Below are 23,788 nucleotides of genomic sequence, written 5' to 3'. Positions count from 1 at the left end.
ATAACGGCGCGTGGCCAAGCAGATCATTCACAAGCTGGTCGATGACCTCGACAACGGTGACGCCGACGAGACCGTGAAGTTTGCGCTCGACGGCATTCAGTATGAGATCGACCTGTCCGAGAAGAACGCCGCGAAATTGCGGGAGGTCTTCGAGCCCTTCGTCAAAGCCGGCACCCGGGTCGCCCGCGGCGGTGTGGTCGTCGGTGGCCGGGCGGCGCGTGGCCGAGGCGGCGCCACCGCCGACCGCGAGCAGAACAAGGCGATCCGCGAGTGGGCGAAGAAGGCGGGTAAGGACATCTCCGACCGGGGCCGGATCCCGCAGGAGATCGTGGACGAGTTCCACTCCAAGGGGCCCGGACGGGCCTGAACGGCCGCCGAGGCCTGCCCTGCGCCGTCGGCTCCGGCTGTGGCTGGGCTTGGTTCTGATGGGGCTTCCCGGCTTGGGAGGGCGTGCTGATCTTCGTGATCAGCACGCCCTTCCGGCGTTCTGTCCCCAAGTTATCCACAGGCAGGTGCCGAGTTGTCCACAGGCTGTGGACACCCGCGATTTCGCTGTACGCGTACACGTTCGGGTGGGGGAACAGCCGTTGAGCGTGCGAAGTTGGCTAAATCAACGTCGCGGATCGTTTCGAAGGGTCACGAGGACCCAGCGGAGCGCGTCAGCGGCGATAGAGTTACAGCACGGGCATCACCGATGCCCGTGCGCTGGCCCCGCCAGTTGTTGAGACAGACTCAGCATGGGCGCACGGCATGTGAGGAGCACGAGGGCATGTTCGAGCGGTTCACCGACCGAGCGCGACGGGTTGTCGTCCTGGCCCAAGAAGAGGCCCGGATGCTCAACCACAACTACATCGGTACAGAGCACATCCTCTTGGGTCTGATCCACGAAGGAGAAGGCGTCGCTGCGAAGGCTCTCGAAAGCCTTGGCATCTCCCTCGAAGGTGTCCGGCAGCAGGTCGAGGAGATCATCGGCCAGGGTCAGCAGGCGCCGAGCGGGCACATCCCGTTCACGCCGCGGGCCAAGAAGGTCCTGGAGCTCTCGCTGCGCGAGGCGCTTCAGCTCGGCCACAACTACATCGGCACCGAGCACATCCTGCTCGGCCTGATCCGTGAGGGCGAGGGCGTCGCCGCCCAGGTGCTGGTCAAGCTCGGCGCCGACCTGAACCGGGTCCGCCAGCAGGTGATCCAGCTGCTCAGCGGCTACCAGGGCAAGGAGCCGGCCGCCGCCGGCGCCGCGACCGGAGAGGCCGCGCCGTCCACGTCGCTGGTCCTCGACCAGTTCGGCCGCAACCTGACCCAGGCCGCCCGCGAGGGCAAGCTCGACCCGGTCATCGGCCGGGAGAAGGAAATCGAGCGGGTCATGCAGGTGCTCTCACGCCGCACCAAGAACAACCCGGTTCTGATCGGCGAGCCCGGCGTCGGCAAGACCGCCGTGGTGGAGGGCCTGTCCCAGTCCATCGTCAAGGGCGAGGTGCCCGAGACGCTGAAGGACAAGCAGCTGTACACGCTGGACCTCGGTGCTCTCGTGGCCGGCTCCCGTTACCGCGGTGACTTCGAGGAGCGCCTGAAGAAGGTGCTCAAGGAGATCCGCACCCGCGGCGACATCATCCTCTTCATCGACGAGATCCACACCCTGGTCGGCGCCGGCGCCGCCGAGGGCGCGATCGACGCCGCGTCGATCCTCAAGCCGATGCTGGCTCGCGGTGAGCTGCAGACCATCGGTGCGACCACGCTGGACGAGTACCGCAAGCACCTGGAGAAGGACGCCGCCCTCGAGCGCCGCTTCCAGCCCATCCAGGTCGGCGAGCCGTCGCTGGCGCACACCATCGAGATCCTCAAGGGCCTCCGGGACCGCTACGAGGCGCACCACCGGATCAGCATCACCGACGCGGCCCTGGTCGCGGCCGCGACGCTGGCCGATCGGTACATCTCGGACCGGTTCCTGCCGGACAAGGCGATCGACCTGATCGACGAGGCCGGCGCACGGATGCGCATCCGCCGGATGACCGCGCCGCCGGACCTCCGCGACTTCGACGAGCGCATCGCCCAGGTGCGGCGCGACAAGGAGTCCGCGATCGACGCGCAGGACTTCGAGCGGGCCGCCCAGCTGCGCGACAAGGAGAAGACTCTCCTCAACCAGAAGGCGCAGCGGGAGAAGGAGTGGAAGGCCGGCGACCTGGACGTGGTGTCCGAGGTCGACGACGAGCAGATCGCCGAGGTCCTCGGCAACTGGACCGGCATCCCGGTCTACAAGCTGACCGAGGAGGAGACCTCGCGTCTGCTGCGCATGGAGGATGAGCTGCACAAGCGGGTCATCGGCCAGGAGGACGCGGTGCAGGCGGTCTCCAAGGCGATCCGGCGTACTCGTGCCGGTCTGAAGGACCCGAAGCGCCCGAGCGGCTCGTTCATCTTCGCCGGCCCGTCCGGTGTCGGTAAGACCGAGCTCTCCAAGGCTCTCGCCGAGTTCCTGTTCGGCTCCGAGGACGCGCTGATCCAGCTCGACATGTCGGAGTTCCACGACCGCTACACGGTGTCCCGCCTCGTCGGTGCCCCTCCCGGTTATGTCGGTTACGACGAGGGCGGCCAGCTGACCGAGAAGGTGCGTCGCAAGCCGTTCTCCGTGGTCCTCTTCGACGAGATCGAGAAGGCCCACCCGGACGTCTTCAACACGCTGCTGCAGATCCTGGAGGACGGTCGCCTGACCGACGGCCAGGGCCGGATCGTGGACTTCAAGAACACGGTCATCATCCTCACCACCAACCTCGGCACGCGTGACGTGGCGAAGGCGGTGTCGCTGGGCTTCCAGGCCTCCGAGGCCGAGGAGTCGTCCTACGAGCGGATGAAGATCAAGGTCAACGACGAGCTGAAGCAGCACTTCCGCCCGGAGTTCCTGAACCGTATCGACGACACCATCGTCTTCCACCAGCTGCGGGAGAAGGAAATCCTGCAGATCGTGGACATCTTCACGGCTCGCATCGAGGGCCAGCTGAAGAACAAGGACATGGGTCTCGAGCTGACCGACAACGCGAAGAAGTACCTGGCGGCCAAGGGCTTCGACCCGGTCCTGGGTGCGCGGCCGCTGCGCCGGACCATCCAGCGGGAGCTGGAGGACACCCTGTCCGAGCAGATCCTCTTCAACGAGCTGCGGCCCGGTCAGATCGTGGTCGTGGACTGCGAGGGGGACCCGGCTCAGGTGGAGAAGGCGAAGCTGGTCTTCCGTGGGGCGGAGCGTGGGGTCTCGGTGCCGGATGCGGTGCCGGCTGACCTTGGGGCTGCCACTACCGAGGAGTGAGTTTCTGAATGATCCGGCCCGGTGCCCCCTCGGGGGGTGCCGGGCCGCTTCGTTTCCGCCCCCCGGTCGCGAGGGGGGGCGGTTTTGGGGCGGGGAGGGCCCACGCAGGGATCAAGCCTGACCGCCCGGAGTGGGCCCTCCCCGCCCCAAAACCTTGCGTGGCTGGGCTCTGTGGGGCGGGGAACGCTAGGCCGGCGGTGGGCACGCTGCTGCCGGCGTGGGCTCGTCGCTGCTGTCGGCGTGGGCTTGCTGCTGGCGGCGGTGCGGCTTAGCGCGGCTGGGATCGCGCGGCGGCGAGCGATGAGGGGTAGGGGCGTTCGGGAGGGAGCAGGGCGGCTGCGGCTTGGAGGTTGGCGGCCTGGACCTGGGCGTGGATCTCGTGGGCCAGAGGGGTTACGTCGGTTATGGCGGCTGTCCAGGTGTCGGTGTAGTGGGGGACTGCCTCGGGGCCCAGGCCCAGCTGCAGTGAGCGGTGTGGCTGGGGTTTCAGGTGGAGGTCGCGTTCCGGGTCCCACTGGACCCGGGTGGGGGCGGCTCGGAGGTGGCGCTGCCAGGTTGCCCGGTCGGGGTGGGTGGCGGGGTCGTAATGGCTCAGGACGGCTCTGTTGAGGGCCCACTCGAAGCCGGTGCGGGTTATCGAGATGGCGAGGATCCGTTCCTGGCCGGGCTTGGTGGCCCAGCCGGAGCGATACATCATCCACAGGAACGACGGTTTTATCCATGTCATTCGATTCGGCTTGAACGGTGGCACGAAACGGCCGGCACGCAATGCGGGCTCGGCGATTTCGGCCGGATAAGCCTGATAAATCGTGATCAGATGGTCGTCGTACACTGCTCGAATCTCATGCACGGGCACCATGGTCGCCGCGTTCTACAACTGTTGCACCTCAGTTTGCGGCGCATCGCCGGCCAGCACGAAATCGTCCGACCCCAGCGGCTCCACGAGTCCGTCCTCGACGAGTCCGGAAAGCGCCCGCGTCCGCTGCACCTCATCCGTCCAGACGAGGTCCAGCCGTTGTCGCGGAACCGGCCCGGTGGCGTGCCGGAGCACTTCCAGAATCAGTCCCCGGACCTGGCGGTCGGTGCCGGCGTAACGCTGCGGTTTTCGGCTCGGCCCGTCCGGCAGTGGCGTTCCGGAAAGGCGCCAAGCGCAAACATCATGGAACGGGCATTCACTGCATTTAGGCGACCGGGCCGTGCACACGATCGCGCCCAGTTCCATGAAGGCGATGCTGGCCCGGGCCGCCGTCGGCACGTCGAACGGCAGCAGCGCCTCCATCGCGGTCAGGTCGGCGGCGGTGGTGGCAGGCCCGGCGTCGGGTTTGCCCTCGACGGCCCGGGAGACCACCCGCCGTACGTTCGTGTCCACCACCGGATGCCGCTGCCCGTACGCGAACGTCGCCACCGCCCGCCCGGTGTAGGTGCCGACGCCCGGCAGCGCCAGCAACTGATCGAGATCGTCCGGCACTCGCCCGCCGTGGCGCTCCACGATCGCGACGGCGCAGGCGTGCAGGCGCATGGCGCGCCGGGGGTATCCGAGGCGCCCCCACATCCGGATCGCCTCGGACGGCGGGTCAGCGGCGAGCGCGGCCGGCGTGGGCCAGCGGGTCATCCAGGAGCGCCAGGCGGGCTCCACGCGGACGACAGGGGTCTGCTGGAGCATCACCTCACTGACGAGTACACCCCAGGGGGTGGTGGAGGGCTGACGCCACGGAAGATCTCGGGCATTCGTGTCGTACCAGGCGATGGCTGCGTCGGCGAGAGTCATAGCCGTTTTACTGTAGGCGGGTGCACGAGCTAGCCATCACCGTCATCGGCCCCGACCGGACCGGCATCGTCGCCGACGTCGCCGAGGCTCTCGCCGGAGTCGGCGCGAACCTCACCGACTCGACGATGACCCGCCTGCGCGGGCATTTCGCCATGACCCTGATCTGCAACGGGCCGACCGCCGAGGAGGTCGAGGCGGCGCTCAGGCCGGTCGGTCTGCTCGCCACGGTGAGCAGGGTGGAGCCGGAGGCCGGACAGGTGGCGAACGGCGAGCCGTACCTGGTGAGCGTCCACGGCGCCGACCGGCTCGGCATCGTCGCGGCGGTCACCCGGGTGGTCGCCGCGTCCGGTGGCAACATCACCGACCTCACCACCCGTCTGACCGGGCCGCTCTACGTGCTGGTCGCCGAGGTGGACCTGCCGGGCGGTGCGGCCGACGAACTGGCCGAGCGTCTCGCCGTCGCGGGCGCCGAGCTGGGCGTCGACGTGACCCTCCGGCGAGCCGAGTCGGAGCTGCTGTGACCGGGGAGAACGCGGAGAGCGCGGGCCGGGTGCTTCCCGTCCTCACCGCGCCGGCGACCGTCCTCGGCGAGGTCGGCCAGGAGGTGGACCCCACCGATCCGGAGATCGTCCAGCTCGCCGCCGACCTGGTCGCCACGATGCGGGTCTCGCCGGGCTGCGTCGGCCTGGCGGCGCCGCAGGTGGGCGTGAGCGCCCAGGTCTTCTGCGTGGACGTGACGGGTCACCCGAAAGCGGCAACGGTCCACGGCACGTTCGTCCTCTGCAACGCGAAAATCGTCGAGGCGAGCCGGTGGCGGCCCGGCCGGGAGGGCTGCATGTCGGTGCCCGACCTCACCGGCGACGTGAAGCGTGCGGCGCGGATCGTGGTCGAGGCCGTCCTCCCCGGTACGGGTGAATCCGTCACGATGACCACCGACGCGTTCGAGGCCCGGGCGCTGCAGCACGAGATCGACCACTGTGGAGGGAAACTTTTCCTCGACCGGGTCGCCGGCGCCCACGCCATCTACCAGCGCAAGGTCTATCTCTAACGAGCGGTTCGCGAGTTGGTGTCGCATAACCGGCGCGTCGCGCGCCTACCTCTGGACGCACAGGTCTACCGTGAGCGGCATCATGCGTGCGACGGTTGGTCCCCTCTCACCCAGCGTCTACTGGCGCCGGCGTCTGGTCGTGCTGGGCGCGGTGCTGCTCGGCGTCATCGTGCTGTTCATGGCCTGTTCCCCCGATGAGGACAAGGACACGAAGACCAAGAACGCGTCGTCGCAATATCCGACGCCCGCACCTGCCACGGCATCGCCGTCGCCGGACACCTCCTTCCTGGACAGCGCGCCGCCCGGGGGTCAGGCTCTGCCGGACCCCGCCGACCTGCTGACGCAGGACCCCGCGGAGGAGCTGCTGCCGACCACGACCGCGCCGGGGGCAGCGCCGACGACGGGCGCCCCGAGCGCCGGCGCCACGACCGCGGCTGTCCCGGCCGGTGACGGTGGGGCCTGCACGGATGCCGAGATGTCGGTGACGCCGGTCCCGGTGAAGACGAGCGTCAAGCGCGGCGTTCCGCTCGAGATCCGCTTGAAGATCAAGAACATCGGCACGCGTACGTGTACGCGTGACGTCGGCGCCGACGCGCAGGAGCTCTACCTGGAGCAGGGCGCGCAGAAGTTCTGGTCGTCGGACAAGTGCAGCACGGCGAAGGGCAGCGACATCCGCGCGTTCGCGCCGGGCGCCGAGCGGGAGTACATGGTGACCTGGAACGGCCGCCAGTCCACCCAGTGCGCCAACAACGTGCCGGCCGGCCCGATCCCGCCCGCCGGTGACTACGAGCTGCGCGGCCGTCTCGGCGCGGTGGTCAGCGCCCCGGTCGTCGCGACGATCGTCGCCTGACAGCTTGGTCGCGGCACTCGAGCTCTACCTGGACGTCGACGCGACCCGGCGCATCCGCACGCTCTGGCGCGCGCTGGACGACGAAGGCATCCCCAGCCTGGGCTCGCTGCACCAGAAGCACCGCCCGCACGTCTCCCTGGCCGCCGCCCACCACATCGACCCGCATGCGGTGGCGGACGCCCTCGACGGCGTTCCGCTCGGCCGCGGCCTGCCCGTGGAGATGAACTTCGCCGGCCAGTTCGTCGGCCGCGTCCTCTGGCTCGGCGTCACGGTCACCCCGGAACTGCTCGCGCTCCACGAGGTCGTCCACACCCGCCTGCACGAGCGCGGCGTCGAGGTGTGGGAGCACTATCGCCCCGGCCGCTGGGTGCCGCACTGCACCATTTCGCTGCGCGTCCCCAACCCGGTGATGGGTCAGGCGATCCGCCGCTGCCTGGAGGTCCTGCCGCTCACCGCGACGATCACCGGGGCCGCCGTGGCAGACCACGCGAAAGACATCCACCAAACCCTTTGACGGGTACGGGTAATCGGCCACCCCACTACACAGAGTCACCCGAGGGTCAGCGCGGGACGCCCGGAATGCTCGATTTGTCGCGCGGCCGAACGCGCCGCCACTGGGCAAGAGTGAGGCACCTCACTAGACGTAGCGCTCCAGGATCGACGCCTCGGCCAGCCGGGACAGCCCCTCGCGCACACCCCGGGCCCGGGCGTCACCCACGCCCTCCACAGCCTGTAGGTCCTCGACCGTGGCGCCCAGCAGGCGCTGCAGGCTGCCGAAATGGTCGACCAGCCGGTCGACGATCTGCGCCGGGAGCCGGGGCACCTTGGCCAGCAGCCGGAACCCGCGCGGCGAGACGGCGGCGTCGAGCGCGTCAGAGGCGCCCGGGTAACCGATCGCCTTCGCCACCGCGACCAGGTCGATCATCTCGGTGGCGGTGAGCAGGTCCAGCTCGACCAGGGCCTCGTCGAGCGTGCGGGCCTTGCGGCCGGACGGCAGGTAGTCGCGGATGACCAGGGTGCGGTCGGCGTCGACACCGGCCATCAGCTCGTCCAGCTGGAGGGCGAGCAGGCGGCCGTCGGTGCCGAGCTCCACCACGTAACCGGAGATCTCGTCGGCGATCCGGCGGACCATCTCCAGCCGCTGCACCACCGCCACCGCGTCCCGCACGGTCACCAGGTCCTCGATCTCCAGGGCGGAGAGGGTGCCGGAGACCTCGTCCAGGCGCAGCTTGTAACGCTCCAGGGTGGCGAGCGCCTGGTTGGCCCGGGAGAGGATCGCGGCCGAGTCGTCCAGGACGTGGCGCTGACCGTTCACATAGAGCCCGATGATGTGCATCGACTGGCTCACCGAGATGACCGGGAAGGCGGACTGTTTCGCCACCCGCTCGGCGGTGCGGTGCCGGGTGCCGGACTCCTCGGACGGGATCGACGGGTCGGGCATGAGGTGCACGGCGGCCCGGACGATGCGGGTGCCGTCGCTGGAGAGCACGACCGCGCCGTCCATCTTGCACAGCTCACGCAGCCGGGTCGCGGAGAACTCCACGTCGAGCGGGAAGCCACCGGTGCAGATGCTCTCCACGACAGCGTCGTAACCGAGCACGATCAGCGCGCCGGTGCGGCCCCGCAGGATGCGCTCCAGACCGTCGCGCAGCGCCGTGCCGGGAGCCATCAGGGCCAGGTTGGCGCGGAGCGGATCGCTTGCTCCCCCGGTCAGGCCGGGGCCGGCCGGGGGTGTCATCGCGCGGTGTCCAGCGCCGTTGACGCCGGGACGTGGCGTGGAACTGGCGGCGGGCTTGGAACCATCGCGGTCGAGCGGCACCTGGACATTCTACGGACTGTCATCCACGTCAACGAGGCGTGGTTCGATGAATGCTCCGTAGCGTGATGATTCGTCACGCTGCGTCACTTGGCGACGTGGTCGGCGGCGGCCCGCGCCGCGCTCTGCAACGCCGAGCGCAGATCGCCGACCTCGACCACCTGCATGCCCTTGGGCGTGCCCGTCGTCCCGTCCGGACCGCAGCCCGGCGGCACCAGCGCGACCCGGAAACCGAGCCGGGCCGCCTCGGCGAGCCGCCGCCCGACCGCGCCGACCCGGCGGATCTCACCGGTCAGGCCGACCTCGCCGATCGCCACCAGGGTCGGCGGCATCGCGAGGTCCAGGCCGCCGGACGCGACCGCGAGCGCCATCGCCAGGTCGGCCGAGGGCTCGGTGAGCCGGATCCCGCCGACGGTGGCCGCGAAGACCTCGCGGTTGGAAAGCTTGAGCTGCTTGGTGCGGCGCTCCAGGACGGCCAGGACCATGGCGAGACGGGCGCCGTCGAGACCGGACACGGTCCGCCGGGGCGAGCCCTGCACCTCGGCCCCGATCAGCGCCTGGACCTCGGTGACCAGGGCGCGCCGGCCCTCCATCGCCACCGTCACGCAGGTGCCGGGAACGGGCTCCAGATAGCGCGTGAGGAAGAGGCCGGACGGGTCGGGGAGGCTGGTGATGCCGCCCTCGTGCATCTCGAAGCAGCCCACCTCGTCGGCCGCGCCGAACCGGTTTTTCACGCCGCGGACCAGCCGCAGCGAGGAGTGTTTGTCGCCCTCGAAGTGGAGCACCACGTCGACCAGGTGTTCCAGGACGCGGGGACCGGCGACCTGGCCGTCTTTCGTCACGTGGCCGACCAGGACGGTCGCGATGCCGCGCTCCTTGGCGATCGAGACGAGGGCGGCGGTCACGGCGCGGACCTGGGTCACGCCGCCGGGCACGCCCTCGGTGCCGGGCGCGGAGACGGTCTGTACCGAGTCGAGGACCAGCAGGCCGGGTTTCACGGCGTCGAGGTGGCCGATCACCGTACCCAAATCGTTCTCTGCCGCCAGGTAGAGCTTGTCGTGCAAGGCGCCGAGCCGCTCGGCGCGCAGGCGGACCTGGCTCACCGACTCCTCACCGCTGACCACCAGCGACGGGGTGCCGGCGCCGGCCGCCCACTGCTGGGCCACGTCGAGGAGGAGGGTGGACTTGCCGACGCCGGGCTCACCGGCGAGCAGCACCACCGCCCCGGGGACCAGGCCGCCGCCGAGCACCCGGTCGAGCTCGCCGACACCTGTCGCGACGGCACGAGCCGGCGCGGCGCTGATCTGGGCGATCGGCCGGGCCGGCTCGGACGGCATACGGGAACTGACCACCCGGCCGGAGACCAGCGGGGCGGAGACTGTGGACTCGATGACCGAGCCCCACTCGCCGCACTCCGGACACCGACCCACCCATTTGGGCGGCTGGTGACCGCAGGCGTCGCAGACGTAAGAGGCGCGAGGAGCCTTCGAGGCCGCGCGGGAGGTCGTCACCCGAGAGAAGTTAGCTCAGGGGTACGACAGAACCGCTCAGTGCTCGGAGTCCTCATCCAGGTGGGGTTCCTCACGCGGGCCCGGAGTGAGCGGGTTCGCGACCGGGGCCGGGACCTCCATGGCCGGGGAGCCGTCGCTGAACTCGAAGACCAGGTTGACCGAGGTGCCCGGCGCCAGGTCGTCACTCAGGCCGATGACCTGCAGCTGCGCGGCATCGGTCGGACGGAACAGGGCGGTGCCCTGCGCGCCGATCTTGAACTGCGCCGGGGAGACCCTGACCGCGGGCACGACCGGGGCGGTCGGGCCGTCGGAGGCGACCGGGGCCGAGGGGGCCCGGGAGCCGGCCGGGGCCTCGGTGGCCGGGGCGCTGGAAGCCTCGTCCGCACCGTTCGCGCCCGGAGGCTCGGAGGCGGGCGAGGCCGGCGTCTGGTCCGGAGCGCCGGACGGCGCGGCCGGGCTGGCGCCACGGGTGACCACGCCGACCTGGCTCGCCGAGACGACCTGGGCCTGCTCGGTCGGCCGGCTGCTGATCGAGACGGTGATCTCGTTGTCGGTCTGGTTGTAAAGGCTCAGCTCCAGCGGCGCGTTCGCACCCGCCTTGTAGCCCTCGACACCCGGGTACTCCACCTGGAGGTTGCGGATGTAGACGCTCCCGCTCGTGGTCTGAGTGTCGACCCCGGCGATGGGCGTGTCCAGGATGGCGGTTTCGGCGACCTGACCGGCCGAGCACCCGGCCAGAGCCAGGACAGCGACCGTGGCGGCACCCGCGGCCTGAACGGCGCGACGGGTTCCCAGGGGACGCATCACGATCCTCCAAATAGAGACACCAAGGTGTTAGATCAGCCTAATGGGCGGCGATCGGCCGCGTGCGCCGACCCATCCAACAGGTGTCGGTCAGACCAGAAGAGATCAGCTCAGCACCAGCAACACGACGTCGATCAGGGCCACCACCATCACCGCCCGAAACAATGCCACCGGCCGGCCACTGGCGCGCTTGGACACGTACATCCCCAGAGGAAGGACCACGACGGCGGCCGACGCCGCCGCCCAGCCCGCCCACGACGGAGGCCCAGGAGGCCCGAAGACGAGCGCGAGCGTGGCGCCCAGAAGGAGCACCGCGGCGGCCAGCTGAGAACCCCGGGCGCCGATCCGATGCGGCAGCCCGCGCACGCCGGTCGCCGCGTCGTCGGCGAGATCCGGGAGCACGTTGGCGAAGTGCGCGCCACCGCCGAGCAGCGCGCCGGCCGCGACGAGCCAGGCCGGTGGCGCCGGATTGCCGGGCAGCGACACCACCACGAACGCCGGCAGCAGTCCGAACGCCACCAGATAGGGCACCACCGAGAACGGCGTGGACTTCAGCGGCCAGTCGTAGAGCAGGGCGAAAGCGCCGACCAGCGCGATCAGCAGGGTGGGCAGGGCGCCGAGGGGCAGCGCCGGCAGCGGGATCGCGAGCGCCGCGAGCAAACCCGAGATCCCCACGGTACGGGCCGAGACCACTCCTGCAGCCACCGGTTTGTCCCGCCGTCCCGCGGTCCGGTCCCGATCCGCGTCCAGCCAGTCGTTGACCCAGCCCACCGCGAGCTGGGTGAGCGCCACCGCGACTACGACCGCGACGAGCCGCCACCCCCGATGTCCCACCCCCACGGCGAGCAACGCCATCGCGAGCGTGACGGCGCCACCCGGCTCCGGATGTGAGGCGCGTAGCAATGCGAGTGCACGGGGCATGTCTCGCAGTGTGGTGGAACCGGCGATCCCGTGCCACGCTCGATCACATGCTGTCCATGCAGCGCAACGATCCCCGTCAGTACGACGACCTGGCCGGCGAGTGGTGGCGACCCGGCGGCGACTTCGAGCTTCTGCACTGGCTGGCGGCCGCCCGCGCGGCGCTGATCCCACCGGCGCCCGGTCCGGGGCGGGTGCTGCTGGACGCGGGCTGCGGCGGCGGGCTGCTCGCCCCGCACGTGCGCGACAAGGGATATCGGCACGTCGGCGTCGACCTGGGCCGCCCGGGTCTCGCGGAGGCGGCCCGGCGCGGAGTCACCGGGCTGAACGGCGACGTGACCCGGCTGCCGCTGCGCTCCGGCAGCGTCGACGTCGTGGTGGCCGGCGAGATCCTGGAGCACGTCACCGACCTGCCCGGGACGGTCGCCGAGCTGTCCCGGGTGCTGCGACCCGGCGGACGCGTGGTGATCGACACGGTGAACGACACCGCGCTGAGCCGGCTGATCACGGTGACCATCGGCGAGCGGCTCGGCGTGGCGCCGGTCGGGCTGCACGACCCGGCCCTGTTCGTGCCGCCCCGGCGGCTGATCGAGCAGTTCGCCCGGCACGGCGTGACCCTGCGGGTCCGCGGTGTCCGCCCCACGTTCGGGGGGTTGTTCAAGTGGCTGGTGTTGCGCAGGGGGTCCGCGGGAAAGATCGTCCCGGCGTTCTCCGCCGCCGTTCTCTATCAAGGGGTTGGTACCCGGCATGATCGATGAGGCTCGCCGGCTGGCGCCGCGTTTCGCGGCCCGGGCCGCCGCCACGGACAGGGACGGTTCCTTCCCCGTCGACGACTTCGCCGACCTGCGCGACGCGGGACTCTTCGGCCTGATGGTCCCGGCGCGTCTCGGCGGGGCCGGCGCCGGCTTCGCCGATTACGCCGAGGTCGCCTACGAGCTGGCCCGGGGCAACGGCGCCACCGCCCTGGTCTTCAACATGCACGCCTCGGTGACCGGCGCGCTCGGCGGGATAAGCGACACCCTGGCCGACGCGCTCGGGCTGCCGCCGGAGGCGATGGCCGCCCGCGACGAGCACCTCAAGGCGGCCGCCGCCGGCAGTTGGTACGCGGTGGCGATGAGCGAACGCGGCGTCGGCTCCCGGCTGTCGAAACTGACCACCAGCTACCAGCGGGTCGACGACGGATATCGGATCACCGGGTCGAAGACGTTCTGTTCGGGGGCGGGGCACGCGGACGCGTACCTGGTGGCGGCTCGCAGCGCGAGCGACCCCACCCAGGTCTCGCAGTTCCTGGTCCCGGCCGGCGACGGGATGCGCGTCGAGGAGACCTGGGACGCGCTCGGCATGCGCGCCACCGGCTCGCACGACCTGCACATCGACGTGACGGTTCCGGAGTCCGCGCTGCTCGGCGGGCTGGAAGGCCTCGCGCTGGTGGCGGTGCAGCTGGCGCCGCACTGGATGGTGGCCAGTTACGCGGCGGTCTATGTGGGCGTGGCCCGGGCCGCCGTCGACGCCGCCGTCGCCCACGTGAACGAGCGGGGCCTCGGGCATCTGCCGGCGGTCCGCGCCCGGATCGGCCGGGCCGACGCCGCCGTCTCCGCCGCCCACCTGGCAGTCCGGGAAGCGGCTCGGCGGGTCGACGAGGCACCCGGCGAGGTGGAGACGAACCGCTGGGTCTGGCGGGCGAAACTGCTGGCCGGCACGACGGCGGCCGAGGTCGCAGCGTCGATGCTGGAGGCGGCCGGCACGTCGGCGATGCGGCGCGGCCATCCGCTGGAACGCCTGTATCGCGATGCCCGGGCCGGCTCCCTGCAGCCGGCCACCAGCGACGTCTGCGCCGACTGGCTCGGCACCGACGCGCTCGGCGGCGACCCCGACTCCGACGGCGTGGCTCCCCGGTGGTGACCGCGGTGATCAGCGGCCTGGGCGTGGCGTTGCCGCCCTCCGCCGTGCAGGCCGAGCTCTGGGACGGATACTTCGCCCACCACTACACCGGCACACGGCAGGCCCTCGCGAAACGGATCTTCACGAACTCCGGTGTCCGCACCCGGCAGGCGGTGGTCAGCCCGCTCCTCGAGGACGTCTCCAGCTGGTCCACCGAGCGCCGGATGCGTCGCTACCAGGTCGAGGCGATCCCGCTGGGCAAGGCGGCGGTCGGCCGGGCCCTCGCCGACGCCGGCCTGACCGCCGACGAGCTGGGCCTCTTCGCGGTCTGCTCCTGCACCGGTTACGCCACGCCCGGACTGGACATCCTGCTCGCCCGGGACATGGGTATGTCGCCGAGCGTGCAGCGCCTCTTCGTCGGGCACATGGGCTGCTACGCGGCACTACCCGGTCTCGGCACGGTGAGCGACTTCGTGGTCGCCCGCGGACGGCCGGCGCTTCTCCTCTGCGCCGAGCTGACCAGCCTGCACCTGCAGCCGGCCGGCACCCGGACCGACATCCAGCAGATCGTCTCGCACGCGCTCTTCTCGGACGCGGCGGCCGCGTGCGTGGTCACTCCCGGCGGTTTCGGGTACGGGGTCAGCGAGGTCGCCGCCGTCACCGACGCCACGACCGCAGACCACATGACGTGGGAGGTCACCGACGCGGGCTTCCGGATGGGGTTGTCCGCGCAGGTGCCGTCGGTCCTGTCGGCCCACGTCCGGGACCTGGTCGACGACGTGCTGGCCAAGCGCGGGCTGCGGATCGCCGACATCGACGGCTGGGCGGTCCACCCCGGCGGTCCCAAGATCCTCGACGTGGTGCAGGAGCGGCTGGAACTCGACGACGCGGCGCTCGCTCCGTCCCGGGGAGTGCTGGAGGCGTACGGGAACTGCTCCTCCGCGACGGTCCTCCTGGTCCTCGACGCCCTGCGCCGCCAAGAGGATCCACCACGACGAATCGTCATGCTGGCATTCGGTCCCGGCCTCACGCTCTATGTCACTCTTCTGGAGGGCTCTACTCTCGGAGCGTGAACGCGGAACGGGGCCGCGGTGCCGTATTGCACCTATCGGCGGTGTTGATCCTGATCGCGGGGGCGATGTGGTGGTGGCGAGCCGCACCCCGCGAACCGGTCGACGACCGCCTGCTGGGCTGGCGCCGCACCGCGGAGCAGCTGCTGCCCGAGTCGGGTGAGCAGCAGATGTCCGGGACCGTGGCGGTCACCGACGGGGAGGGCCACGAGGAGGTCGCCGCGGTCGGCAGCGGGGAGTTCCTGGTGTCGGTGGTGTGTGCGGGGGACGACGGCAGCCGGGTCCGGGTGAGTCTCGGGGCGCGGGAGACCGGGCGGGGGATGAGGTGTTCGGGGTCGCGGACGCCGGAGGTGTTCAGCGTCGGGCTGGCGGATGAGTTGCACTTGCGGGTGAACGTGGAGAAGGCCGGCCCAGTCGTGTTCCGCTACACCCTCCAACGCCTCAACTCGTAGCCCCGCGCCCCTGCCGCCCCGCCCGCGTTGCCCGCCCGCCCGCGTTGCCCGCCCGCCCGACCCGCCCGCGCTGCCCGCCCCGCCCGCGCTGCCCGCCCCGCCCGCGCTGCCCGCCCCGCGCGCGCTGCCCGCCTCGCTGCGCGGCCCGCCTCACTGTGCGGCCCGCGCCGCGTCGTCTCCTCCACCGGGCTGCCCTCAGCACCACGTCGCACCACGTGCCGCCGCGCCGCGCCTGTCGCCACGCCACGCCGCGCCATCGCATCGCGCACCCTGCCGCCGTGCCGGACCTCGCCGCCGCCCAGCCACGCCGCCGAGCCGCAGCCCTCGCCCGCGCCACCTTCCGCGACGATCTTGGCGAGTGCTGGTCCGGGCGTAGGCGTGGCTTGCCACGATCTGCCTCGGGGGCGCGACTGCGGCTCCCGGCTGCTGGCCGTTTTGTCGGAGGGCGCGGGTGCCGCGCGTTTTGCCGTTCCGCCTGAGCGGGCTGATTACAGGCGTGCCAGGTCGGGGCGGATCCGCTCGACCGAGGCGACACGGTCCCACAGCCGCACGATCTTGCCGGACTTGTCGACCAGGAGCACGGCGGCCGTACCGTCGGGTGTGCTCAACCGGAAATGACGCCGCAGGCCGCCGGTGGGATCTTGGAGCAGACTGACGGCCTTGCCGTCCGCCTGGGGAGTCTGCGCCGGGGGCAGAGCGACCGCGCCGGTGCCCATCGAGGGGGCGCTGGACTCGACGGCGATCACCGCGGTATCCGGTTTGACCAGAGAGACGGTATCGGCGATCAGGCTCTCGCAATCGCAGCCGTCGGTCAGAATGATTACAGCGGGTAGCCGGCTCATCAGCGAGACGGTCTGCCCGTTAGCGCCGATCAACTCCAGGGCGGGCAGCTTGTCGGCCGGCTCCTCGGTGGTGCTGGCGGTGCGCTGCGTGGCCGGCTGACGCGGCGGGCCGGGCCACGCCGAGGCGAACAGGCTCGCCACCGTGACCAGGATGGCCAACGAAATGATCAGAGCGGGAGTCCGCACGGCGAACGTGCCCCACCGGCGCAGGCGGCGCACTGCCGGCCGGCGGGCGAAGCGCTGCCACCCGGTGGCGGGCGCCGCCGTGTGCAGCTCGGCACGAACCGCCTCGACCTCGTCGGAAAGCTCGGAGAGGTCGTCGGGGATCACGATGACCCCCCACTCCTCGGGGAGGTCAGGAAGATCGTCGTTGGCACCGCCGTCAGGCGGCCAGCCGCCGTTGTCGCTCGCGCCAGCCATGACTAAACCTCCCCCCTGGCCGACCAGATCTTGCTTCGGTCGGGGAACTCCCGTCCAGCCTCCCCCACGGGGGCTCGCATCGCCAGTGGTGCGTCATTGCGGACCTTAGCGATAAGCTTGATCTGACAAAGCCATCAGGTCGGGAATTTCCGACTCGCTGGCTTAGCCCGTGACGTGCTGATCACTTTGAGTTACTAAGGCAGCTTCTCGCTTCGCTGTCAAGCGGGAGAAAGCCCCATCACATGCCCCCTGAGCTGCACTAACAGTGACCGCCAGGGCGAGACACCGCCGTCTGAGCGTGTTACCCTAGACACAGCGAAAGGGGTTTCGAACCTATGGTTTTCAGTGTCGGCGAGACCGTTGTTTACCCCCACCACGGGGCCGCACTCATCGAGGCAATCGAGACTAGGGTCATCAAGGGCGTTGAAAGGCAGTATCTCGTTCTGCGTGTCGCCCAGGGCGATCTGACTGTTCGGGTGCCCGCTGAGAACGCCGAAGAGGTCGGCGTGCGCGAAGTGGTTGGCGAAGAGGGCCTGGGCAAGGTCTTCGACGTCCTGCGCGCTCCGCACACCGAGGAGCCGACCAACTGGTCGCGGCGTTACAAGGCCAACCTGGAGAAGCTCGCCTCCGGCAACCCGCTGAAGGTTGCTGAGGTCGTTCGTGACCTCTGGCGTCGTGAGCGTGAGCGTGGCCTGTCCGCAGGCGAGAAGCGCATGCTCGCCAAGGCCCGCGACATCCTGGTCGGCGAGGTGGCCCTCGCTGAGAAGAGCACCAAGGACGAGGCTGAGGTCCTGCTCGACAAGGTCCTCACCGAGGCCTGATCCACCCGACGCAAACACTCCTCAAGACTGTGTCCGACGACCGCGACGTGACCGCGCAGCCCAGTGCTCGCGGTGACGTCGCGGTCGTCGTTCCAGCCGCCGGCGCCGGCCTCCGGCTCGGTCCCGGCGCACCCAAAGCGCTCCGCCTCCTCGAGGGCGAGCCCCTGCTGGTCCACGCCGTTCGCCGGATCGCCGCGGCACCCTCGGTCGCCATGATCGTGATCGCCGCCCCGCCGGCCGACGTGGATGCCGTGCACACCCTTCTCGCCGACGTCGCCCCGGTCACCGTGGTGGCCGGCGGCGCCGAGCGTCAGGAGTCGGTGGCCGCCGCCCTCGCCGTGGTCCCACCCGAGCTGGGCATCGTCCTGGTCCACGACGCGGCCCGCTGCCTCACCCCGGTCTCCGTCTTCGAGCGCGTCGCCGCGACGGTCCGTGACGGCGCCGATGCGGTGATCCCGGTGCTCCCGGTCGTCGACACGATCAAAGAGGTCGACGACACGGAAACGGTCTTGGGTACGGTCGACCGCTCCGCCCTCAGAGCCGTGCAGACTCCCCAGGGTTTCCGAGCCTCTGTGCTGCGAGCGGCGCACGCCGCAGCCGCGGACTCCCACACCGACGACGCCGGGGCAGTCGAGAAACTGGGCCTGCCGGTGCGCTGCGTCCCCGGCTCGGACCTGGCACTGAAGATCACGCGCCCGATGGACATGGCCGTGGCAGCCCACTTGCTGACACTTCCCGCACCGCCGAGCTGACCCGCGCCGCCGAGCTGACCCGCGCCGCCGAGCTGACCCGCGCCGCCGAGCTGACCCGCGCCGCAGCGGAATCACGTGATGCCGCCGTGTCGTTGTCGCCCGCACTCGTTGCCACCTGCGCGCGGTGCCGCTCGTCTCCTCGGATCTGGCAGGTCATGCCCCTCGACCACGGTCTGCTGAGATCCGGTCGGGGAGCGGGACGGCGTACGCTCGCGGAGTGATCGTTCCGCGGGTTGGCATTGGTACCGATGTGCACGCCTTCGACGGCGACCGGCCCTGCTGGGTGGCGGGACTGGAGTGGCCCGGTGAGCCGGGCCTGGCCGGACACTCCGATGCTGACGTGGCCGCGCATGCCGCCTGTGACGCGTTGCTCTCCGCGGCCGGGCTCGGTGACCTGGGCAGCAACTACGGGACGAGCCGGCCCGAGTGGGCGGGCGCGGCCGGGGTGGCGCTGCTCAAGGAGACGGCTTCGCGGGTTCGGGCGGCCGGCTTCGAGATCGGGAACGTGTCGATTCAGGTGGTGGGGAACCGGCCGAAGATCGGCAAGCGGCGCGCCGAGGCTGAGCAGGTGCTCTCCGACGCGGTCGGCGCGCCGGTCACCGTGGCCGGGACGACCACCGACGGGCTCGGCCTGACCGGGCGCGGCGAAGGGCTGGCCGGCATAGCCGTGGCGATGGTCTATCCCGCCGCCTGAGCCCGTGGCGGTTGTCACGGAGGAAACAGCGTGGTCATCGGGCATGATCACTGCCATGACCGTCGCGCTGCCGGAGACCGCCCGGAACTTGATCGACAATCCCACGTACGTGGTGCTGACCACGATCAACCAGGACGGCACGCCCCAGTCGACGCCGATCTGGGTGAAGCGGGACGGCGAGGACGTCCTCTTCTCGACGGTTCGGGGACGTCAGAAGACGCGGAACATGGAACGGGACGCGCGGGTCTCGATCTGCGGGTACGACCCGGCGCAGCCCTACTCCTACTTCACCGTGGAGGGCACAGTCGACCTGCGGGACGACGAGGGCGACCTGATCAGCGAGCTGAGCTTCAAGTACGCGAACGAGCCGTGGACCGCCGACGGGCCGGACGTGGTGCGGGTGGTGTGCCGGCTCACCCCGACTCACGTTATTTCCAGGTAGACCGCCTACGCTCGGCAGCGTGTCCGCCCCCATTGAGCCCGAGACCACGCCCGAGGAGCACCGGCAGCGAGCGCTTCTGCTCGCCGACCTCGGGCGGTATGACGAAGCCGCCGAGGAGATCGCGGCCGGCCTGAGCAGCGCGCCGCAGGAGTCGGCGCTGCTCGCCACGCTCGCCACGATCCACCTCGCCGCTGATCAGCCGGCTGAGGCGCTGGCCGCCGCCGACCGGGCCGTCGCGACCACGCCCCCGGCGCTTCCGGCGCTGGTGGTGCGGGCCATGGCGCTCACCGACACCAGGCGGTTCGGTGATGCCGCGCGGGTCGCCGAGGGGATTCTCCGGGACTGGCCCGAGGATGCGTACGCACAGCGGACCGGCGCCGCGCTGCTGAGCGAGGCGCGCAACGGCCAGGAAGCGCTGAACGCCGCGTGGAACGGTGTCCGAGTCGCTCCGACCGAAGCCGAGGCACACCTGGTCCTGGCCGTCGTCGCGGCACGGCTGCGACTCTTCGATCTGGCGCAGCGGGCCTATGCGGAGGCGCTGGAGCTGGACGGGACGGTCGGTGACGCCGCCAGTGAGGTGGGCATCGTCCGGTTCGAGCGGCGCCGGTGGGCCCGCGCACTCGAGGACCTGGCGGAGGAGGCGTCGCTGGGCGTGCCGCCGGAGGCCACGGTGCCGGGCGATGGGGCGTACCCCAGCAGTGTGGTGAGTGAGGTGGCGCGCCCTGCGCGCCCCGTGCTCGATGTCTCCGAGGAGTCCGCGGACGCGGTGCGCCAGACCGTGCGGTACGCGGCGGGTGGCACGCTCGTCGCCGCGGTGCTGACCGCCGCGATGACGATGGTCAGCTCGGGGATCTCGCGGGTCTGGTCGGGCATGATCGGTGTGCTGATCTTCGGCGCGGTGGTGCTCTGGTTCCGCGGTCGGCTGCCGGAGCCCGGTGGTGTGGTGCTGACCCGGCTGCGCTCCGCGAACCGGAAACTGGCGGTCGCGGTCTATCTGAGTTTCGTGGCGCCGCTGTTCCTGCTGCTCTACACGGTGGTCGGGGGCGTTCCCGCGCTCGTGATCGCGATGGTCCTGGCCGCCGCCGCGGAGCTCCTGGTGATCACCAGTCGCCGCTGAACGAGGTTGATGAGCGAGGACGACGTGGTTGTCCGTTTCTCGCAGCGTCCATTAGGTTCGAAATCGTGTCGACGATGGTGCCTCCGCTCTATGCCGGGCTCGTCGATGACGCGTCTCTGCTTCCGCCCAGCCCGATCGTCCTGGCGGACGCGGTGGCGAAATACGACGAGCACGCCGCTTCCTGGTACGCGGGTCTGATCGGCTCCCTGCTGGTCCCCGCGTCGGTGGTCGGCGCCGGTCCGCTGCCCCGCGCCCGCGCCGGGCTGATCGGTGACGTGCCCGCCGCGAACCTGCCGATGACCGTGGAGAAACTGCGAGCCGCAGGTCTGGCGATCGAGCACGTCGAGGCGGCGGTGGCGCGCCGGGGTGAGGATCCGCAACCAGGGCTGGCCGCGTTGCGGGCGTTCGCGGCGCGGCAGGGCGACATCCGGCTGTACGCCGAGATCCCGCTCAGCTGGGGCCTGCTCGCCGCGCTGGACAGCGTCGCCGAGGCCCGTGTCGAAGGGCTGGCGATCGCCCCGAAGTTCCGGGTCGGCGGTCTGGCGGCGGAGCTGTTCCCGACACCTGTCGAACTGGCCGCGGTGATCTGCGCGTGCCGGGACCGCGATCTGCCGTTCAAGCTGGCCGCCGGGCTGCGGCACGCGACCCGGCACACCGATCCGGAGACCGGGTTCACCCATCACGGGTTCCTCAACGTGCTGATCGCGACGGTGGTCGCCGCGGAGGGCGGGGAGGTGGCCGACGTGGCGGAGGCGCTCGCCGCGACACACCCGGTCCCGCTGGTCGAGCCGGCCCGCACGCATCGGGACGCGCAGCGGCCGCTGTTCGTCGGATTCGGCGCGGCGAACGTGGTGGAGCCGCTCACCGAGCTGGTGCGGCTGGGGCTCATCAACGGCGGGTATGAGTGACCGTGGGATGATTCCGGTGTGACCCGGGTGCTGCTTCGAACTCTGGCGGCCGCGGTTCTGCTGGTCGCGGCCGGTCTGATCGGCTGGCGGGTGCTGGCTCCGGCTGAGGTGCTGGCGAGCGCGACCACTCCGTACCCTCCGCTTACGATCCGCCAGGCGGGTGTCACCAGCAAGATCAATGTGGCGCCGCTGGTCGTTGACGGGCGGCTGCGCGTCTATGCCGCGAAACATCAGGTGCGGGCGGACGGGCCGGTCGACGCGCGGACGGTGTACACCGCCCGGTGGTCGTTCCGCCGCTGGCCCGAGCAGCTCAGCGGCGTGGCGGCCGGTGGGACCACCGTCGTCACCCGGTGGTCCGATGGTGATCTTGTGGCGCTCGACGCCCGTACCGGGAAGATCAGCTGGCGGACGGATGCACCGGAAGCGCCCGGATATGCCGGACATCGCACCGGGGCCGCGACGGTCTGGGATCCGCCGGGCTTGCGCATCGCCGGCGGCAGCGTCGTGGTCACCGCCGATCAAGAACTGATGGGGTACGACCTGAGCACCGGCGCTCTTCGCTGGCGGATGACGCGTCCTGATGGGTGTGCGGAGAGCTTCACCACGACTGAGGGTGTGTATGCGTGTACCGGCGGGAGCGCGGTCCTCGACGTGATGACCGGCAAGCCGGTGACGGGATGGCCGGCGGCGCCGTGGACGCCGCTCGGCTGCGACTCCGACGGGTCGGGGTGTGCCGGTCTGCGTGATGCGGCGGGGCAGGGATGGGTGCACGGGAAGCGGGCGCCGGCTCTGGATGATCCGGATGCCACGGTGGCGGCCGGGGTGGTGGTCAGCTCCGATGGGAACGGGGTGACCGGCCGTTCGCCGTCTGCCGAGGGTGGCGCGTCGTGGAGCTGGAGTGGATCGGCGCGGGTGCTGGGTGGATACGGCGCTACGGTGCTGTTGTTGACGCCGGAGAACACGTTGATCGGTGTTGACGCCGGCACCGGGGTGGAGACGTTGCGGTTCGCGTTGGGGCAGGGCGGCGAGAGCACGGTGTGGAAGCCGGGGGCGTATCGGATCGCCGGCGGCTATCTTGCGATGGAGCGGCTCAACATTGACGCGCCGGATGATCCGGAGTCGCCGATCTATTACTTGACGCTCGACACGGTGATCGTCGCGGCGCTGGGTTGACCGGCCGTCGGGTCGAGTCAGGTCACATCACGTCGTGTGTTGATTTCAGATGTTGACTGCACGTCAACTCAACACGGTGGGTTGATTCGGACGTGTTGAGTTGATTCATCCATTGCAGTCGACCCCAGCCCAGCCCAGTGCAGTGTTGTGCAGTCCACTGCAGTGCGGTGCGGTGCAGTCAAGGGCAGTCCAGTCAATCCAGTGCAGTGCGGTCCAGTCCATCCAGTCTGGCGATCTCGCACGATTTAAGCATTCATGAACTCCACTATGGTGGGCCCATGGTCCATACGCTGACTCGGCGCGTCGTCGTCGGCCTCATAGCGATTCTGATCGGCTGGCTCGGGGTCTGGCTGCTCGACAGCCACTGGAAGTCGGATGCCGAACTGCAGGCCGAGTCCCAGCGCAGGAGCGCCGAACCGGTGCTGTGCGACGGCAAGGTGATGAATCCCGGTGACGTCTGCATGGCGTTCGGGAAGGGTGCTGCTGAGCGCGGAGGCACCTATGACGAGATGAAGGCCAAGCATGTGGCGGCCGTTCAGCCTGACGATCTCCGCGCGGACGACCTGATCTGGCGGTTCGTGGCGGCCGTGCCGCTGTTGATCTCGGCGGCGCTGTTGATTTCGGTGATCGTGGCGTTCGTGGTCGCGGCACGAGTGCCGGCGGGCCGGCGGGCGCTGGCCGCAGCGCACGGATGGACGTACGAACGGAAGCATCCGACCCTCGCCGGTGACGCCGGGCTGTTCGCACCCTACGTGGCCGGGCGGAACGAGGCCTCCGACGTGGTTGCGGGCGAGTGGAAGGGGTTCCCGTTCCTGATCTTCTCGTTTCGGGACACGTCCAGCACCGAGAAGGCCGCGTTCCGGGTGACGTTGCCGATCGCCCTGCCGTTCATGAGGGTCATCGATTCCTCTGAGCATCCGTTCTCGTCGGACACCGACCCCGGCGTGCAGGCGTGGCTGGGCATGAAGCTCGGTATCGTGCCGACGAAGAAGACCGTCACACGGATGGCGTTCTGGGCGCAGGACGACAGGTTGGTACGCGTGGTCAGTTGGCAATCCAAGCCGAGCACCATCGAGGCCGAGCTCGACGCCACCGTGAATCTGGCCGAACGGCTCGTGAATGCCGCGATGGAGACCGTTGCCGAGGCCGAGACGCGCGACAGGCCAGGCGGCCAGAACTCCTGAGCGCTTGTTCACGAGGCATGTGGTG

Annotated in this window: 25 protein-coding genes; 18 read left to right on the top strand and 7 right to left on the bottom strand. The window is 70.4% G+C overall.

The features are described 5' to 3' along the window. Window positions 1–10 precede the first annotated feature (10 nt). Window positions 11–367: a histone-like nucleoid-structuring protein Lsr2 gene (locus tag AMIS_RS38350; RefSeq protein ID WP_014447873.1), complete on the top strand. Its 357-nt coding sequence runs from the start codon at window positions 11–13 to the stop codon at window positions 365–367. 402 nt (window positions 368–769) lie between these two features. Continuing rightward, window positions 770–3,292 (top strand): ATP-dependent Clp protease ATP-binding subunit, encoded by a 2,523-nt coding sequence (locus AMIS_RS38345; protein WP_014447872.1) that lies wholly within the window; start codon window positions 770–772, stop codon window positions 3,290–3,292. A gap of 268 nt (window positions 3,293–3,560) precedes the next feature. Here AMIS_RS38345 and AMIS_RS38340 read toward each other — a convergent pair whose 3' ends face one another. Together AMIS_RS38340 and AMIS_RS38335 are read right to left on the bottom strand one after the other, a co-directional pair. Next, complete coding sequence (locus tag AMIS_RS38340; RefSeq protein ID WP_014447871.1) at window positions 3,561–4,151, bottom strand: DUF4291 domain-containing protein; 591 nt, start codon at window positions 4,149–4,151, stop codon at window positions 3,561–3,563. 12 nt (window positions 4,152–4,163) lie between these two features. Further along, entirely contained in the window at window positions 4,164–5,060 is an 897-nt protein-coding gene (locus AMIS_RS38335) for an HhH-GPD family protein (protein WP_014447870.1), read from the bottom strand. 20 nt (window positions 5,061–5,080) lie between these two features. Here AMIS_RS38335 and AMIS_RS38330 point away from each other — a divergent pair, with 20 nt between their 5' ends. The 4 genes from AMIS_RS38330 to AMIS_RS38315 all read left to right on the top strand — a co-directional run bounded on the left by AMIS_RS38330 (window position 5,081) and on the right by AMIS_RS38315 (window position 7,472). Next, the gene (locus AMIS_RS38330; protein ID WP_014447869.1) at window positions 5,081–5,581 is read left to right on the top strand and encodes a glycine cleavage system protein R; all 501 of its coding nucleotides are present in this window, start codon (window positions 5,081–5,083) and stop codon (window positions 5,579–5,581) included. Beyond that, a complete protein-coding gene (gene def, locus AMIS_RS38325) occupies window positions 5,578–6,108 on the top strand; it encodes a peptide deformylase (protein ID WP_014447868.1) in 531 nt (176 codons plus the stop codon). The genes AMIS_RS38330 and def overlap by 4 nt, the downstream gene beginning before the upstream one ends. A gap of 82 nt (window positions 6,109–6,190) precedes the next feature. Further along, window positions 6,191–6,958: a hypothetical protein gene (locus AMIS_RS38320; protein ID WP_014447867.1), complete on the top strand. Its 768-nt coding sequence runs from the start codon at window positions 6,191–6,193 to the stop codon at window positions 6,956–6,958. Between the two features lie 4 nt (window positions 6,959–6,962). Continuing rightward, window positions 6,963–7,472: a 2'-5' RNA ligase family protein gene (locus AMIS_RS38315; protein ID WP_014447866.1), complete on the top strand. Its 510-nt coding sequence runs from the start codon at window positions 6,963–6,965 to the stop codon at window positions 7,470–7,472. Between the two features lie 123 nt (window positions 7,473–7,595). On the opposite strand, the gene disA is transcribed toward AMIS_RS38315, so the two are convergent. From disA to AMIS_RS38295, 4 genes are all read right to left on the bottom strand, one after another. Further along, entirely contained in the window at window positions 7,596–8,777 is a 1,182-nt protein-coding gene (disA, locus tag AMIS_RS38310; protein WP_041830329.1) for a DNA integrity scanning diadenylate cyclase DisA, read from the bottom strand. Between the two features lie 83 nt (window positions 8,778–8,860). Further along, the gene (gene radA, locus AMIS_RS38305) at window positions 8,861–10,285 is read right to left on the bottom strand and encodes a DNA repair protein RadA (RefSeq protein ID WP_014447864.1); all 1,425 of its coding nucleotides are present in this window, start codon (window positions 10,283–10,285) and stop codon (window positions 8,861–8,863) included. Between the two features lie 36 nt (window positions 10,286–10,321). Further along, a complete protein-coding gene (locus AMIS_RS38300; protein ID WP_041830328.1) occupies window positions 10,322–11,089 on the bottom strand; it encodes a hypothetical protein in 768 nt (255 codons plus the stop codon). A gap of 105 nt (window positions 11,090–11,194) precedes the next feature. Then, on the bottom strand, window positions 11,195–12,010 hold the full coding sequence (locus AMIS_RS38295; protein ID WP_041830327.1) for a UbiA family prenyltransferase: 816 nt from the start codon (window positions 12,008–12,010) through the stop codon (window positions 11,195–11,197). A 47-nt stretch (window positions 12,011–12,057) separates the two neighbouring features. Between AMIS_RS38295 and AMIS_RS38290 the strand changes: the two genes are divergently transcribed. The 4 genes from AMIS_RS38290 to AMIS_RS38275 are packed head-to-tail and all read left to right on the top strand — an operon-like array spanning window position 12,058 to window position 15,410. Next, window positions 12,058–12,765: a class I SAM-dependent methyltransferase gene (locus AMIS_RS38290; protein WP_014447861.1), complete on the top strand. Its 708-nt coding sequence runs from the start codon at window positions 12,058–12,060 to the stop codon at window positions 12,763–12,765. Then, window positions 12,755–13,909, top strand: a complete 1,155-nt coding sequence (locus tag AMIS_RS38285; protein ID WP_014447860.1) for an acyl-CoA dehydrogenase family protein — start codon at window positions 12,755–12,757, stop codon at window positions 13,907–13,909. Before AMIS_RS38290 ends, AMIS_RS38285 begins: the two co-directional genes overlap by 11 nt. Continuing rightward, window positions 13,906–14,961, top strand: coding sequence for a type III polyketide synthase (locus tag AMIS_RS38280; protein ID WP_231859440.1), 1,056 nt, complete (start codon window positions 13,906–13,908; stop codon window positions 14,959–14,961). The genes AMIS_RS38285 and AMIS_RS38280 overlap by 4 nt, the downstream gene beginning before the upstream one ends. After that, entirely contained in the window at window positions 14,958–15,410 is a 453-nt protein-coding gene (locus tag AMIS_RS38275) for a DUF6023 family protein (protein WP_014447858.1), read from the top strand. The genes AMIS_RS38280 and AMIS_RS38275 overlap by 4 nt, the downstream gene beginning before the upstream one ends. Window positions 15,411–15,898: 488 nt before the next feature. Here the strand turns inward: AMIS_RS38275 and AMIS_RS38270 are convergent, their stop codons facing one another. Continuing rightward, entirely contained in the window at window positions 15,899–16,672 is a 774-nt protein-coding gene (locus AMIS_RS38270) for a hypothetical protein (RefSeq protein ID WP_014447857.1), read from the bottom strand. A gap of 335 nt (window positions 16,673–17,007) precedes the next feature. Here AMIS_RS38270 and AMIS_RS38265 point away from each other — a divergent pair, with 335 nt between their 5' ends. From AMIS_RS38265 to AMIS_RS38230, 8 genes are all read left to right on the top strand, one after another. Further along, window positions 17,008–17,493 carry a CarD family transcriptional regulator gene (locus AMIS_RS38265; protein WP_014447856.1) on the top strand — a complete coding sequence of 162 codons (486 nt, stop codon included), beginning with the start codon at window positions 17,008–17,010 and terminating at the stop codon, window positions 17,491–17,493. Window positions 17,494–17,540: 47 nt separating this feature from the next. Next, complete coding sequence (gene ispD / locus AMIS_RS38260) at window positions 17,541–18,245, top strand: 2-C-methyl-D-erythritol 4-phosphate cytidylyltransferase (RefSeq protein WP_041831673.1); 705 nt, start codon at window positions 17,541–17,543, stop codon at window positions 18,243–18,245. Window positions 18,246–18,462: 217 nt separating this feature from the next. Beyond that, window positions 18,463–18,939, top strand: coding sequence for a 2-C-methyl-D-erythritol 2,4-cyclodiphosphate synthase (gene ispF, locus AMIS_RS38255; protein WP_014447854.1), 477 nt, complete (start codon window positions 18,463–18,465; stop codon window positions 18,937–18,939). A 55-nt stretch (window positions 18,940–18,994) separates the two neighbouring features. Next, the gene (locus AMIS_RS38250; protein ID WP_041830326.1) at window positions 18,995–19,381 is read left to right on the top strand and encodes a PPOX class F420-dependent oxidoreductase; all 387 of its coding nucleotides are present in this window, start codon (window positions 18,995–18,997) and stop codon (window positions 19,379–19,381) included. Window positions 19,382–19,400: 19 nt separating this feature from the next. Further along, window positions 19,401–20,498 (top strand): tetratricopeptide repeat protein, encoded by a 1,098-nt coding sequence (locus AMIS_RS38245; protein WP_014447852.1) that lies wholly within the window; start codon window positions 19,401–19,403, stop codon window positions 20,496–20,498. Between the two features lie 65 nt (window positions 20,499–20,563). Beyond that, window positions 20,564–21,406, top strand: a complete 843-nt coding sequence (locus tag AMIS_RS38240) for a hypothetical protein (RefSeq protein WP_014447851.1) — start codon at window positions 20,564–20,566, stop codon at window positions 21,404–21,406. Window positions 21,407–21,433: 27 nt separating this feature from the next. Then, on the top strand, window positions 21,434–22,579 hold the full coding sequence (locus AMIS_RS38235) for an outer membrane protein assembly factor BamB family protein (RefSeq protein WP_041831671.1): 1,146 nt from the start codon (window positions 21,434–21,436) through the stop codon (window positions 22,577–22,579). Between the two features lie 278 nt (window positions 22,580–22,857). Continuing rightward, window positions 22,858–23,763: a hypothetical protein gene (locus tag AMIS_RS38230; RefSeq protein ID WP_014447849.1), complete on the top strand. Its 906-nt coding sequence runs from the start codon at window positions 22,858–22,860 to the stop codon at window positions 23,761–23,763. Window positions 23,764–23,788: the final 25 nt, after the last annotated feature.

Origin of the sequence: Actinoplanes missouriensis 431 (assembly GCF_000284295.1) — a bacterium.
In the GTDB taxonomy this organism is placed as follows: domain Bacteria; phylum Actinomycetota; class Actinomycetes; order Mycobacteriales; family Micromonosporaceae; genus Actinoplanes; species Actinoplanes missouriensis.
The sequence above is the reverse complement of the archived record's forward strand: the minus strand, read 5'-3'. Positions and strand labels throughout refer to the sequence as shown.